The sequence below is a fragment of the Moraxella sp. ZY210820 genome, from assembly GCF_030674635.1.
Classification (GTDB): Bacteria; Pseudomonadota; Gammaproteobacteria; order Pseudomonadales; family Moraxellaceae; genus Acinetobacter.
The window spans coordinates 1,348,431-1,361,793 of sequence record NZ_CP089978.1 but is presented as its reverse complement, the minus strand read 5'-3'; the positions used below and the strand labels follow the sequence as shown (position 1 = coordinate 1,361,793).

The following is a 13,363-nucleotide window of genomic DNA, read 5'->3' as shown; positions in this document are numbered from 1 at the left end:
AGGAATAATGTTTAGGCTATCCCTTTCATTTTATGAGTTATTTTGATTGTTGATTTAACCATTGTATAAAGGCTTGGCGTTCATCAACGCTTGCTTTATTCCATTGTTCAATTAATGAGTTGTAATGCGTAGGTGTTGTGTTGGTTAAGCTAGGTGCTGTTGGCATTGGCATAATAGCAGGTTTTTTCTTAGTTAAGTCATAGCTACGATTGAGTGTTAAACCTGAAAACCATGTTTTACTGGTCTGTTCAAAGGTTTGTTGAGCAATAATTTGGTTCTGTGCATTATATAAAATAACACTTGGTTTTTGAGCAAATTGTTTGGCATCTTCCAACGTTTTGGGTTGTTGAGCGATTGCGAGACGGTAGGTTTGCCCATCTTGTAAAATAGGTGTGTTGAATATGCCAATATCTGATTTGATAATTTCATGTTCATCATTTAATGGTAAATTAAAAAATTGGACGTAACGAATATAGATTTGATGTTGTTGATTACCACGAACAGTAAATTTATTTTGATTTGCTTTAATAAATGATGATTTAATTTGTTGGTCATTAATGACAACAATTTGTAATTCCTCTGGACTAATAATATGTACATCGGCTAATGCATAACTACTTGTGATAGCAAGGCATGAAGCAATCAAAAAGTTTTTCATTTCAATATTCCTAATGAGTGTTTGCCGTTTATTTTACCTGAAAATAAGATAATTTGTAATGTATTGATGACAAATATATTTATACAAAAACTTTCTGAACCAAAAACATATATAAAATTGTTCCTACACCAATCGATAAAAACATATTTCTACGCCAAAAATGTAAGCCTAAAGTAACTGTACCTGCGATAAATTCGGCGAATCCATGATGTTCACTTAAAATATTAACATTTTTATAGCAATACACCACTAATAGGGCAAATACAGCAGGTGGTAAAACTTTACCTAAATATTGAACATATTCTGGAATCGGTTTATGTGCAGGAAAAGCAATAAACGCAATCCATCGACATAATTGTACTACTAAAATAGCAATGAGTATTGTGAGCAGGTGTTGTTCTACGGTCATCATATTGATAATTTAATCCAGTTCTTGTTGTAATTTTTGCATTAAAATTGGTCTTCGCCAAGTTAAAACTAGTAAAATTGCAACCATTGCAGGGATTAAAAAATGTTCTTTGCCTAAGAGTAATAAACAGATTATCGTTATAGCTAGACCGATGAGTGAGCTTTCATGGCTTTTTTCACTTAACCAACGTTCAGCAAAAATCACTAGAAAAAGTGCAGTCATGGCAAATTCTGAACCTTTTAACGAAAAGGGTAATATATCTGCTAAAAATGCCCCTAAAGCAGTCCCTCCTACCCAATAAATATGTAAAAATAAGCTAACATAAACCATATGCCAACTTTCATCGATATTAGGGGGGGGTTTAGCAGAATAATTAATGGCAAAACTTTCATCAACTGTGGCGGGAATGAGATAGTATTTTTTCCAACCTGCTTGATGATATTTATTTAACATCGAAATAGCATAAAAAAATTTGCCTTGCACTAATCATCAGCACCATGATAAAGGTATAAAGCGGATTGAATGCTGATAGAAGCATACCTGCCACAATAAACTCAACTGACCCAGCAAAAATAAACAGTGCCATCAAAATAGGGTAATAAGGTTCAAATCCTAATCCACGCATATAAATGCCATAAGCCATACCTAAAAAGGCAAAGCCTGCTAAAATAGGCAAACTATGTATAAAAGCTGAACGAATTGTTGCTGACATAGAATAGGGTGTGATTGGATTTATCATAAATTAGTTATCAATCATGGTTAAATTGAGTAGTATATTATAATGAATATTATCAAAAATGGCTTGAAAAGATTGCAAAAAATTGATGAACTCGCTACTATAGTCTTATATCTGAACAATACAAAAATGTAGGGGGTTATTACATAAACCCTTTGTAAAATCATTATTTGGGCGAATATAATTCGCCCCTACCGTTCAATTATGAATTGAATTGACTTATATTAAACCATCATATAAGCCGAAATTGAATATGAATAAATTAGAGCCTTTATTTCAATCTGCTTATGCTTTTCCTGACCCTGAACAAGCAGACCCAGAGCATCATGAATTTATTGCTACTGGTGCAGATTTAGCACCACAGACTTTGTTACACGCCTATAGTATCGGTATGTTTCCTTGGTTTAATGAAGGTGATCCGATTGCATGGTATTCGCCATCGCCACGTTGTGTACTCTATCCAAAACATTATAAACCAAGCAAAAGTTTATTGCGAGAGATGAAAAAATCGACATTTACGGTTAATATTAATCATGCTTTTGCTGATGTGATTGATGGTTGTGCAGCCGTGCGTAGTTATGCCGATAGCACATGGATTAGCTCGGATATGAAACAGGCTTATCAACAATTATATGATTTAGGTTATGCGATTAGTATTGAGATTTATGAACAAAATCAATTGGTTGGTGGTTTATACGGGCTAAAAATAGGACAAGGTTTTTTTGGTGAATCAATGTTTCATACTCGTACCAATGCATCTAAAATGGCATTTTTTGTGCTAGTAACTTTGTGTGAGTATAGTCAATTCTGTTGGATTGATTGTCAATTTCCTAATGAACATTTAATGAGTTTAGGTGCAGAAATTTTAAGTCGCCGTGATTTTTTACAGCAATTATCTATACAAATTCGTAAACCTGCAGTAGACTGGTCGGCTTTATATCATCAAGCAGTCCCGATACAAACTTATGTCAATAAGTCTCTAGTTTTATGTGAACATGATGATGGTTATGCGTTAAATTATCAACATTAAGTGTGCGTTTCAGTAGAAACTTGAGCTAAATTTTCACCATAGCTTAGTAATTCATCAAAATACTGTTCAACCACTTTAGCTTGTTCTGCTGTATTTTCCACTTGATACATAGCTTGTCTAAAGGCATTACTATTTCTTAGACCTGTGGTGTACCATGCAATGTGTTTACGGGCGATACGACAACCTGAATACTCTCCATAAAATTGATATAATTCAGTGAGATGAGATAATAAAACTTGTTTGATTTCACTAATTTCAGGTGAAGCTAAATGTTTACCTGTTTCTAAAAAATGAGCAATTTCACGGAAAATCCATGGGCGACCTTGTGCAGCACGACCGACCATTAACGCATCAGCACCTGTATAATCAAGCACATATTTGGCTTTTTCTGGGCTATCAATATCACCATTGGCAATGAGTGGGATATTAATTTCAGTTTTTACTTGTTTAATTAATTCATAACGTGCATGATTTAAATACATATCTTCACGTGTGCGACCATGTAGGGCTAGGGCAGCAATACCTGCTTGTTCGGCACGTTTTGCCACGCTTAAAATATTTTCTTCTCCATTTTTAAAGCCTAAACGGGTTTTTAAAGTAACAGGTACATTAACGGCATTAACGACACTATCTAAAATACGTGCAACTAAATCTTCATCTTGCAATAACGCTGAACCTGCCAATTTATTACACACTTTTTTGGCAGGGCAACCCATATTAATATCTACAATTTGAGCACCATTTGCTACTTGATAACGTGCAGCTTCTGCTAATTCAATTGGGTCAGAACCCGCAATTTGAGCAGAAATAGGAGCAATTTCACCATCAAAATTAGCACGATATAAACTTTTTTTACTCATGCGTAAGGTTTTATCAGCAGTCATCATTTCACTTACTGCATGACCTGCACCAAAATATTTACATAATTTACGATAAGGATTATCCGTTACACCTGCCATTGGAGCAACCCAGATTTTTTGGCTAATTGGACGGTCAAATAATTGTTGAATGATTGGATGTGTCATAATGGATAGAGAATGATATTTAAGGCATATTTTAGCATAAAAAATAGGAGTAATGACTACTCCTATTTTGTTTTGTGGAATAAGAACAATTATAGTCCTTTTAAGCCACCACCGACTTCATACTCGGTTACACGTGTTTCAAAGAAGTTTTTCTCTTTGCGCAAATCCATCATTTCTGACATCCATGGGAATGGATTTTCAGTTACAGGATATTGATTTGGTAAGCCTAATTGGTTTAAACGGCGGTTACAGATGTATTTTAAGTAAATTTCCATCACACCAGCATTCATACCTAATACACCACGTGGCATAGTATCACGAGCATATTCGATTTCTAACATCGTACCTTCAAGTAGCATCTGAATAACTTCTTGTTGGAATTCAGGTGTCCATAAGTGTGGATTTTCGATTTTGATTTGGTTAATCATATCGATACCAAAATTCACATGCATAGATTCATCACGCAAGATGTATTGGAATTGCTCGGCAACCCCTTTCATCTTATTACGCTGACCCATGCTTAAAATTTGGCTGAAACCACAATAGAAGAAAATACCTTCAAGTACGCAGTAGAATGCAATCAAATTACGCAATAAACGTTGGTCTTCTTCAACAGTACCTGTTTTAAAATCAGGGTCGCTTAATGATTGTGTATAACGTAAGCCCCAAGCGGCTTTGCGTGCAACACTTGGTACTTCACGGTACATATTAAATACTTCGCCTTCGTCCATACCTAAACTTTCAATACAGTATTGATAAGCGTGTGTATGAATTGCTTCTTCAAATGCCTGACGGAGTAAATATTGACGACATTCTGGATTAGTAATATGACGGTATAATGCTAATACAAGATTATTTGCCACTAAACTATCAGCGGTTGAGAAGAAACCAAGTGAACGCATGACGATTAAACGTTCATCATCAGTTAAGCCATCTTCAGATTTCCACAGTGCAATATCTGCTGTCATATTGACTTCTTGTGGCATCCAATGGTTTGCACAACCATCAAGATATTTTTGCCAAGCCCATTCATATTTAAATGGTACAAGTTGGTTCAAATCTGCACGACAGTTAATCATACGTTTATCATCAACTTGAACACGAGCCGCACCCATTTCTAAATCTTCAAGACCTGCTTGAATATCTAGTCGATTAAGAGCTTGGCTGGCTCTAGCCAACAAATCGGAGCTATCGGCTGATGCTGACGACACGTCATCAGTTGTGGTGCGGTGTAAATCAGCCACACTCGCTGACGATGGTTGCACATGAGATACCATTTGTGTTGCAGACGTTTGCGACGGCGTGTTGGTCGCAGGGGTTGTTTTTTGATTAGACGATGTTTGTACTTCATCTTCATCGTCCCAGCTTAAAATTGACATGATGAGATACCTCTTATTTTTGGTTATTTATCAATAGGATAGAATAACCGCTTATTTAACTGAAACCAGTTGTTTAATTTTTAGATTGACTATAGTCGCCAATCATTGCATAATATACTTAATATGCCCCCTGAACCTGCCTACTATGATATTTATTTTAGATAAATATGGAAGTATAAGCACTCAGGGGCTTTCTATCTCTACACTAATAATTCTTTAAAATGTTCAGTACAACCGAAATCTTTTAAATGGATTGCTTTATTTTCAACAATTGGAAATTCAAGTTCTATTAAATCAATTAAACGTGTTGTCCATGTTGATTTTGGTGAAATCACATTTAAAAAATGTTGTATTAGAACAAAATAAATAAAAGGTTTATGATTTTCCAAATGATGTAATTTACGACGATTTGGAAAAGATTTTTTTATATCAATACGAGAAGTGATATTAGCATTCCATAAACGAGAATGATGAGCTGACGTATTGCGAATAAACCTTAAACTATCGAGCCAATCTGTAAATTGTTTAGAATTAGAGTTATATTTTTTTGCAATATACTCTTTATCACTTGGCTGTAATAGATTATATAAACGAGTTAAGGTTCCAAAATCTAAAATTTCACATGCAACCCATACAGGTAAACGCCCATATTGACTTAAATTGTGTTGAATAAAATCTTGATTTTTGGCACGTGTAACTAAATTATAATATTGAGCAAGCCATGTTATATGAGCTGTTGTCTGTTTATGGTCAAGATATTCAATATTTTCATGAGCATTCGGACTTCTACGAGCTAAAGCATTACCAATATCAACTCTTAAAGCCATTTCAATACGTTCTAAAGCATCAAAAGCCAATAATCGTAATTTTTTATCAAATAAATAAAGTTGTAATATATCATTAAAATGGCTATCCTTCATAAATTCATCTTTTCGCTGAATTTTTTTTGATGTTAAATCATATTGACGAAATGAATAAAAATAGCCACTTAAACGATAATATCCAATATTTCCCAAATAATGCAACGCACGACTTTCATCATCAACAATCAAACCACGAGATTTAAGCATGGCTAATTGTTGATGAACAGTTGTTGATGGTTTCAATAATTGGAAAAAACTCATAATTTACTGACAACTTTCACAATCAGGATTATCAATACTACACGCATTTGGTACAGGTGCAGGACTGTTAAAACCACTATCGACTGCTGGTGTTGGATTAATCGCTACAGGTTTAACCGCATTTAAAGCACCTGTGTGAATAGTCGATTTTTCAGTCGAAGTCGCTGCTAATGCACGCAAATAATAAGTTGTTTTTAACCCACGCAACCATGCCATTTTATAAGTACGGTCAAGTTTTTTACCATCAGCCCCTGCAATATACAAGTTTAATGATTGAGCTTGGTCAATCCATTTTTGACGGCGAGATGCAGCTTCAACAATCCAACGTGGTTCAACTTCAAAGGCAGTTGCAAACATCGCTTTTAAATCATCAGGAATACGGGCGATTTTTTGCACTGAACCATCATAGTGTTTTAAATCATTGACCATCACTACGTCCCATAAATCACGCTCTTTTAACGCATTGACAAGATATGGGTTAATCACAGTAAATTCACCAGAAAGGTTTGATTTTACATATAAATTTTGATATGTCGGTTCAATCGATTGTGATACACCACAAATATTTGAAATAGTTGCAGTTGGAGCAATAGCCATCACATTTGAGTTACGCATACCGTCTTTTTGTACTTTTTGACGTAAACTATCCCAATCCAAACGTTGTGTTCTATCAACTTCAAACATACCTTCTGGGCGGTTTTTCTGTACGATGTCTAAAGAATCGATTGGTAAAATGCCTTGATCCCATAATGAACCTTGATATGTTTCATATTTACCACGTTCAATGGCTAAATCACTTGAAGCTTGAATAGCATGATAGCTAATCACTTCCATTGATTCATCAGCAAAATCAACCGCTTGTTGTGAGTTATAAGCGATATTCATTTCATAAAGTGCATCTTGGAAGCCCATGATACCCATACCAATCGGACGATGGCGTAAGTTAGAATTTTTCGCTTGTGGTACCGCATAGTAGTTAATATCAATGACGTTATCGAGCATACGAATGGCAGTTTTAATGGTTTTTGCCAATTTTTCTTGGTCAAGTACACCGCCTTTAACGTGTTGTACTAGGTTAATTGAACCTAAGTTACATACTGCAATTTCATCTTCACTCGTATTTAAGGTAATTTCTGTACATAAGTTTGATGAATGCACGACACCAACGTGTTGTTGCGGTGAACGTAAATTACACACATCTTTAAAGGTAAGCCATGGATGTCCTGTTTCAAAAACCATTGACAACATTTTACGCCATAAATCTTGTGCTTTAATTTTTTTGTGTAAAAAGCCTTGTTCTTTGGCAATACTTTCATAATGCGTATAACGTTCAGCAAATGCTAAACCTGTTAAATCATGCAAATCAGGTACTTCAGATGGGGTAAATAATGTCCAATCTTCGCCATTAATCACACGTTGCATAAACAAATCTGGAATCCAGTTTGCTGTATTCATATCATGGGTACGGCGGCGGTCATCACCTGTATTTTTGCGTAACTCTAAAAACTCTTCAATATCTAAATGCCAAGTTTCAAGATAGGCACACATCGCACCTTTACGCTTACCACCTTGATTGACTGCAACCGCTGTATCATTTGCTACTTTTAAGAAAGGCACTACACCTTGAGATTTACCATTAGTACCTTTGATATATGAGTTTAAAGCACGCACTGAAGTCCAGTCATTACCTAAACCACCAGCCCATTTTGAAAGCATGGCATTATCACGCATTGCACTATAAATGCCATATAAGTCATCTGGAACAGTGGTTAAATAACAGCTTGATAATTGTGGGCGTAATGTACCTGAGTTAAATAAAGTCGGCGTAGAAGCCATATAATCAAAACTTGATAATAGGTTATAAAACTCAATCGCACGTTTCTCACGCTCAGGCTCATTGAGTGCCAAGCCCATTGATACACGCATAAAGAATAATTGTGGTAATTCAAAACGAATACCTTTATGATGTAAGAAATAACGGTCAAATAAGGTTTGTAAACCTAAATAAGTAAATTGATTTGAACGTTCAGGTTGAATCGCATCGGCAAGTTGTTTAAAGTCAAAATTAAGTAATTCTGGCGATAATAATTCTAATTCAACCCCTTTTTTCAAGAAAGTTTCTAAGGCCTCATTTTCAGGTGTATTAACATCTAAACCTAAAAAAGTTAAACCATCATTGACTAATTCATGGCGTAATAAACGTGCTGTTACATAGCTATAATTAGGCTCTCGCTCAATACGAGTACGAGTTGCCATCATCATCGCTGTTGAAATATCAGATTCACGTACGCCATTGTATAAATTACGCACAGTTTCATCAACAATAGCTTGAATATCAATATTTTCCAAGCCTTCACTTGCTTTGGTAATATGTTGTGTTAATGCGGTTAAATTGAGTGGCTGTAATTCACCATTTTTATCAGTCACTTGTAGTGTAGGGTGATGTTGTTCATCATTTTGTTGTTGCATTTTACGTTTCTTTGCCTGTTCTTCACGATAAATCACATAAGCACGAGCGATTTTTTGTTCGCCTGCACGCATAAGTTCTAATTCAACTTGGTCTTGAATTTCTTCGATATGGATTGTTCCACCAGAGGGTAAACGGCGTTTAAAGGTCATTAACACTTTTTCAGTTAAATCAGCAATACGGTCATGCACGCTACTTGAATTGACAATTTGTGAGCCTTCAACTTCCAAAAATGCTTTACCAATAGCAACGGAAATTTTTTGTGCATCGAATGCTACAACATCTCCTGTACGCTTAATGACTTGAATTTGTCCAGGAACCGCAGAAACTAATGTCATATAAACCTCAATAAAAAATGAATTTTTTATGTGAATAATTTTAAAACCGAATCAAATCAAGGACGAAAAAATAAACTAGATATTGATTGAGTTTTAAAACTTTACCACAATACTTAGTGGTTTAATTTTTGATGTAGCACAAGATACGGTATTTTTAATGAAAATACAATCTTGACAAATTGAAAATTATTTTCTTTTAAAAATGAACTGCACAAAATAAAATCAAGATAATTTTCTATCTATTTGATTAAAAAGCAAGGTTAAAAAGTCAAGTAAAAAAGTAAAAAAAATAAAAAAATTGTTTGTTTAAAAAATAGACTAATGTGAGCATTTTATCTAGTGATTAAATTTGTTAGAATACGCAAAGTTTAATAATGATTTCATATTTATGTCTAAAAAAAACACAGTGATAATTCCAACCATTACTCTTGCTGAAGATTTTAATAATCCTTATTTTTTAGCACAATGGATTAAAGTACAAGCCTATGAATTAGGATTTGCAGACTGTGTGATTGCTGACCCACATCAAACTATTGATATATCTCATCATTTAGCTTTTTTAGAAAAAGGTTATCATGGGGATATGGGATTTTTAGTAGAAAATTTAGATAAACGTGCTAATCCTACTTTATTAGTTCCCAATACTGAAAGTATTATTTGTGTGCGAATGAATTATTTAGTGGAAAAGCCTAAACCACGTTATATTCCAGATATTCCCAATAATGCAATTATTGCACGTTATGCACGAGGGCGGGATTATCATAAAATTATGCGTGGACGTTTAAAAACTCTAGCCCAACGTATTAGAGAAAAAGTTGGTGAGTTTGAAAGCCGTCCATTTGCAGATTCTGCTCCGATTTGTGAACGTACATTAGCTGAACGAGCGGGTATGGGCTGGGTAGGGAAAAATACTCTTATTATTCACAAAACATCAGGTTCATTTTTTGTATTGGGTGAATTATTTACTTCGTTGGAGTTACCTTTTGATAAACCTGTTACTGCACATTGTGGTTCGTGTACGGCGTGTATTGATATTTGTCCAACACAAGCCTTCGTTGCACCTTATCAGATGGATGCACGGCGATGTATTTCTTATTTGACTATTGAATATAAGGGTATTATTGCTGATAAAAGTTTAAGGCAAGGTATTGGTAATCGTATTTTTGGTTGTGATGATTGTCAGTTGATTTGTCCATGGAATAGTTTTGCACATTTGACCACAGTTGATGATTTTAAACCCAGACATGGGCTAGATGATATTTCCTTGCTCGATATTTGGCAATGGGACGAAACAACATTTTTGGCAAGTACAGAGGGCAGTCCTATTCGCCGCACAGGATTTCAAAGTTTTAAACGTAATATTGCGATTGCGTTGGGTAATGCACCTTATTCATCAACGATTATTGAACAATTACAACAGGGAAAAGCGATGCATGATGATATTGTCAATGTACATATTGATTGGGCGATAGAAGAACAACTGGCTAAATAAAGCTAAGTAACGCAAATTTGGGATATCTAACTTACCTATTTTGATAAGCTAAAATATGTAATTCAGATGAACTCACATTAAGTAAAAATTATCCACAAATTCTGTGGATAATTTTGTTTATAGCTTAGGGAAAATCTGTGATTTAAATTATTTATCACCACGTCCCATAATACCACGAATAGTTTGTAATACATCAGCAGGTAAAACCACTGTTTTAGCATTATTTGATTTCGCCATTTCTTGCATGGCTTTTACATATTGTTCGCCAAGTAAGAACGCAACAGGGATTTCTTTATCGCCCACAGCAGCCGTTACCATATCAATTGCTTCTTGCGATGCACGAGCTAAGACAACTTGTGCTTCTGCATCACGGCGAGATGCTTCTAAACGACCATCAGCTTCTAAAATAGCCGCTTGTTTTTCACCATCAGCTTTGGTTACAGTTGCACGGCGTTGACGTTCAGCAGCTGCTTGTGCTTCCATCGCTGCTTGCATGGTTTGTGATGGGCGAATATCTTGGATTTCAACGGTACGTAACGTAATCCCCCAATCAGCAATATCATCAGAAATAGCTGATTTAAGTTTGGCTTTGATATGGTCTCGTGATGATAATGCATCATCTAAATCCATCTCACCCACAATCGAACGTAATGATGTTTGTACTAAATTTTGGATACCCCAAGAATAATTTTCAATACCATACACCGCACGTTCTGGTGTGGTTAAATTGATATATGCGACCGCATTCATTAATAATACAGCATTATCACGGGTAATCACTTCTTGCGATGGAATATCCAATACAATATCTTTAGTGGTTACTTTATAAGCTACTTGGTCGATATAAGGGATAATAAAGTTTAAACCTGGGCTTAAGGTTGAATGATATTTTCCTAAACGTTGTACGATATATTTATAACCCTGTGGTACGGTACGTACCCCCATCGCAATGGTAACAATCACTAAGGCTACTAAAAAAATGGTAAAACCCATAAAAAAACTCCTACAAAAATGATAGTCTATGATGAATAAGGTTTCACTAAGAAGTCATTACCTAAAATATCAATAACTTGTACACGGTCGCCAATTTGTACAGGCTCTGTACTACGGCAAAACCATTCATCATTACCTAATACAGGAATAGCAAAACGCACTTTAATCTGCCCATGTTCAAGTCCTGTTTGAATGACCATACCTGTTTGTCCAATCGTATTTTCACGTGGTAACCCTGCTTTAGTTTTATCAATCGATAAAGGTTTGATAAATTTAAACCAAGCAACGGTTAGAATAAGAGAGAATATCCCCCACATCAATAATTGTACTGTTAATGATAAATCAGGGATTAGCCATAAACATAGACCAACAAGTAAAGCAGATAAACCAAACCATAAACTTGCAAAGGTTGGTAAGAAAATTTCAACAATAATTAAAGCAGTACCTAATCCTGCCCAATGCCATGGCTCTAATTGCATAATTCACTCCGAGCATTGAAATGTTGATATGATAAACATCATACTTAAGTTATATTTGTACTATAACAGCTAAATATTAAGATGTAAATCATTTTCATTAATTTTTTTGATGGTAAAGATGGGAATGATAAGTTTATTCAAATTCAATATTTTTTGCCATAATACTTCGCTTTCATTACTTAAACGTTGTAAACTACGAGAAGCAACAAATAACTAATCTGATAATCGATTGAGTAATTGCAGAGCATAAGGCTGAATATTTTTATCACGTTGATGAACACGAATTAAACTACGTTCAGCACGGCGACATACTGCACGAGCATGATGAGCGGTTGTACATAAAATATTACCTGTTGGTAAAATAAAATCTTTCAGTTAAATAGGTAATTGTTGAATTAGAATGGTTATTTTCGGATAGTGCCTATAAACAAGAAAAATGGTTAGGTTTAGACCATATTTAAAAACAGCACTTAATAAGGGGATATGAGATGCAATATTAGCTCTCATCTTTTCTTAATTTTGAAAATCTTTGGTTACTGAGTAAATATAAGGCGTATTTTGCCAACGTTCATCGATGGTATAAGTAATACAAATGTGCTGACCAATTTTGAGATTATCATTTTCATGTTTTCTAAAATCAAAAGTTTGTTTTGTTTCTGGATTTTCAACTTGCCAAAAATAAATTGAACCACGACCCATTGATTGACTATATTCACGTTGAATAATACCACAAAATTGTTGTTGAGCTTTGTTTTTAAAAGCATAATCGATAATCATATCATTGATTTTTAGCATCATCCAGCTATACAAAATTAAAGTGATAATAAAACCAATACCGAATATTTTATTATTTTGCAGTTCAAGTGGAATCACAGTTTCTATCATGAGGAATAGTGTTAAAAATCCTAATCCAAAAACAACCATCATTGCACCACTATAACTTTGTATTGATAATGTATAAAATAAAGTTAATGTTAATCCAGTCATTAACATGATTAAAAATAATTTGAAACTGTTCATTGCATATTTCCTATGATTTATTGGACTTCGACTTTAAAAATATAGGCATAACCTAACCATTTTTGCGTGGATTAAAGATAATATAGGCTACTTTTGTTGTATGAATTATTTTCATTATACCAAAAACATTATTTATTTTGTGAATAATGTTCAATATATGCTCATGATGAGTCTAGTTTACTTTTGAGGTTGCAATTAAAATTTTTAATTAAT

General features: G+C 34.4%; 13 protein-coding genes and 1 pseudogene. 2 read left to right on the top strand and 12 right to left on the bottom strand.

Annotated elements, in window-relative coordinates; translation table 11 throughout:
* Nucleotides 1-37: 37 nt before the first annotated feature.
* From LU301_RS06830 to LU301_RS06815, 4 genes are all read right to left on the bottom strand, one after another.
* Entirely contained in the window at nt 38-658 is a 621-nt protein-coding gene (locus tag LU301_RS06830; protein ID WP_305268971.1) for a DUF2057 family protein, read from the bottom strand.
* A 79-nt stretch (nt 659-737) separates the two neighbouring features.
* A complete protein-coding gene (locus tag LU301_RS06825) occupies nt 738-1,070 on the bottom strand; it encodes a branched-chain amino acid transporter permease (protein ID WP_305268968.1) in 333 nt (110 codons plus the stop codon).
* Nucleotides 1,071-1,079: 9 nt separating this feature from the next.
* Entirely contained in the window at nt 1,080-1,520 is a 441-nt protein-coding gene (locus LU301_RS06820) for an AzlC family ABC transporter permease (protein WP_305268965.1), read from the bottom strand.
* Nucleotides 1,510-1,806 (bottom strand): AzlC family ABC transporter permease, encoded by a 297-nt coding sequence (locus LU301_RS06815; RefSeq protein ID WP_305268963.1) that lies wholly within the window; start codon nt 1,804-1,806, stop codon nt 1,510-1,512. Before LU301_RS06815 ends, LU301_RS06820 begins: the two co-directional genes overlap by 11 nt.
* Nucleotides 1,807-2,056: 250 nt before the next feature.
* On the opposite strand from LU301_RS06815, the gene aat reads away from it, so the two are divergent.
* Complete coding sequence (aat, locus tag LU301_RS06810) at nt 2,057-2,833, top strand: leucyl/phenylalanyl-tRNA--protein transferase (protein ID WP_305268960.1); 777 nt, start codon at nt 2,057-2,059, stop codon at nt 2,831-2,833.
* Here aat and dusB read toward each other — a convergent pair.
* The 4 genes from dusB to LU301_RS06790 all read right to left on the bottom strand — a co-directional run bounded on the left by dusB (nt 2,830) and on the right by LU301_RS06790 (nt 9,166).
* On the bottom strand, nt 2,830-3,858 hold the full coding sequence (dusB, locus tag LU301_RS06805; RefSeq protein ID WP_370692185.1) for a tRNA dihydrouridine synthase DusB: 1,029 nt from the start codon (nt 3,856-3,858) through the stop codon (nt 2,830-2,832). The genes aat and dusB overlap by 4 nt on opposite strands.
* Nucleotides 3,859-3,947: 89 nt before the next feature.
* Nucleotides 3,948-5,237, bottom strand: a complete 1,290-nt coding sequence (locus tag LU301_RS06800; RefSeq protein ID WP_305268955.1) for a ribonucleotide-diphosphate reductase subunit beta — start codon at nt 5,235-5,237, stop codon at nt 3,948-3,950.
* Between the two features lie 200 nt (nt 5,238-5,437).
* Nucleotides 5,438-6,361 carry an Abi family protein gene (locus LU301_RS06795; RefSeq protein WP_305268952.1) on the bottom strand — a complete coding sequence of 308 codons (924 nt, stop codon included), beginning with the start codon at nt 6,359-6,361 and terminating at the stop codon, nt 5,438-5,440.
* 3 nt (nt 6,362-6,364) lie between these two features.
* Nucleotides 6,365-9,166 carry a ribonucleoside-diphosphate reductase subunit alpha gene (locus tag LU301_RS06790; RefSeq protein ID WP_305268949.1) on the bottom strand — a complete coding sequence of 934 codons (2,802 nt, stop codon included), beginning with the start codon at nt 9,164-9,166 and terminating at the stop codon, nt 6,365-6,367.
* 388 nt (nt 9,167-9,554) lie between these two features.
* Between LU301_RS06790 and queG the strand changes: the two genes are divergently transcribed.
* A complete protein-coding gene (gene queG, locus LU301_RS06785; RefSeq protein ID WP_305268947.1) occupies nt 9,555-10,658 on the top strand; it encodes a tRNA epoxyqueuosine(34) reductase QueG in 1,104 nt (367 codons plus the stop codon).
* 147 nt (nt 10,659-10,805) lie between these two features.
* Here the strand turns inward: queG and LU301_RS06780 are convergent, their stop codons facing one another.
* The 4 genes and pseudogenes from LU301_RS06780 to LU301_RS06765 all read right to left on the bottom strand — a co-directional run bounded on the left by LU301_RS06780 (nt 10,806) and on the right by LU301_RS06765 (nt 13,150).
* A complete protein-coding gene (locus LU301_RS06780; RefSeq protein ID WP_305268944.1) occupies nt 10,806-11,651 on the bottom strand; it encodes an SPFH domain-containing protein in 846 nt (281 codons plus the stop codon).
* A gap of 26 nt (nt 11,652-11,677) precedes the next feature.
* Nucleotides 11,678-12,130 carry an NfeD family protein gene (locus tag LU301_RS06775; protein WP_305268943.1) on the bottom strand — a complete coding sequence of 151 codons (453 nt, stop codon included), beginning with the start codon at nt 12,128-12,130 and terminating at the stop codon, nt 11,678-11,680.
* 69 nt (nt 12,131-12,199) lie between these two features.
* Nucleotides 12,200-12,505: pseudogene (locus LU301_RS06770) on the bottom strand (ATP:cob(I)alamin adenosyltransferase); the annotation flags it as partial.
* 138 nt (nt 12,506-12,643) lie between these two features.
* Nucleotides 12,644-13,150, bottom strand: a complete 507-nt coding sequence (locus tag LU301_RS06765) for a hypothetical protein (protein ID WP_305268942.1) — start codon at nt 13,148-13,150, stop codon at nt 12,644-12,646.
* Between the last annotated feature and the right edge of the window lie 213 nt (nt 13,151-13,363).

Bases quoted from the DNA above. Each gene is read 5' to 3' on its own strand.
- LU301_RS06830 (WP_305268971.1), bottom strand. From the start codon at position 658: ATGAAAAACTTTTTGATTGCTTCATGCCTTGCTATCACAAGTAGTTAT.
- LU301_RS06825 (WP_305268968.1), bottom strand. From the start codon at position 1,070: ATGATGACCGTAGAACAACACCTGCTCACAATACTCATTGCTATTTTA.
- LU301_RS06820 (WP_305268965.1), bottom strand. From the start codon at position 1,520: ATGTTAAATAAATATCATCAAGCAGGTTGGAAAAAATACTATCTCATT.
- LU301_RS06815 (WP_305268963.1), bottom strand. From the start codon at position 1,806: ATGATAAATCCAATCACACCCTATTCTATGTCAGCAACAATTCGTTCA.
- aat (WP_305268960.1), top strand. From the start codon at position 2,057: ATGAATAAATTAGAGCCTTTATTTCAATCTGCTTATGCTTTTCCTGAC.
- dusB (WP_370692185.1), bottom strand. From the start codon at position 3,858: ATGACACATCCAATCATTCAACAATTATTTGACCGTCCAATTAGCCAA.
- LU301_RS06800 (WP_305268955.1), bottom strand. From the start codon at position 5,237: ATGTCAATTTTAAGCTGGGACGATGAAGATGAAGTACAAACATCGTCT.
- LU301_RS06795 (WP_305268952.1), bottom strand. From the start codon at position 6,361: ATGAGTTTTTTCCAATTATTGAAACCATCAACAACTGTTCATCAACAA.
- LU301_RS06790 (WP_305268949.1), bottom strand. From the start codon at position 9,166: ATGACATTAGTTTCTGCGGTTCCTGGACAAATTCAAGTCATTAAGCGT.
- queG (WP_305268947.1), top strand. From the start codon at position 9,555: ATGTCTAAAAAAAACACAGTGATAATTCCAACCATTACTCTTGCTGAA.
- LU301_RS06780 (WP_305268944.1), bottom strand. From the start codon at position 11,651: ATGGGTTTTACCATTTTTTTAGTAGCCTTAGTGATTGTTACCATTGCG.
- LU301_RS06775 (WP_305268943.1), bottom strand. From the start codon at position 12,130: ATGCAATTAGAGCCATGGCATTGGGCAGGATTAGGTACTGCTTTAATT.
- LU301_RS06765 (WP_305268942.1), bottom strand. From the start codon at position 13,150: ATGAACAGTTTCAAATTATTTTTAATCATGTTAATGACTGGATTAACA.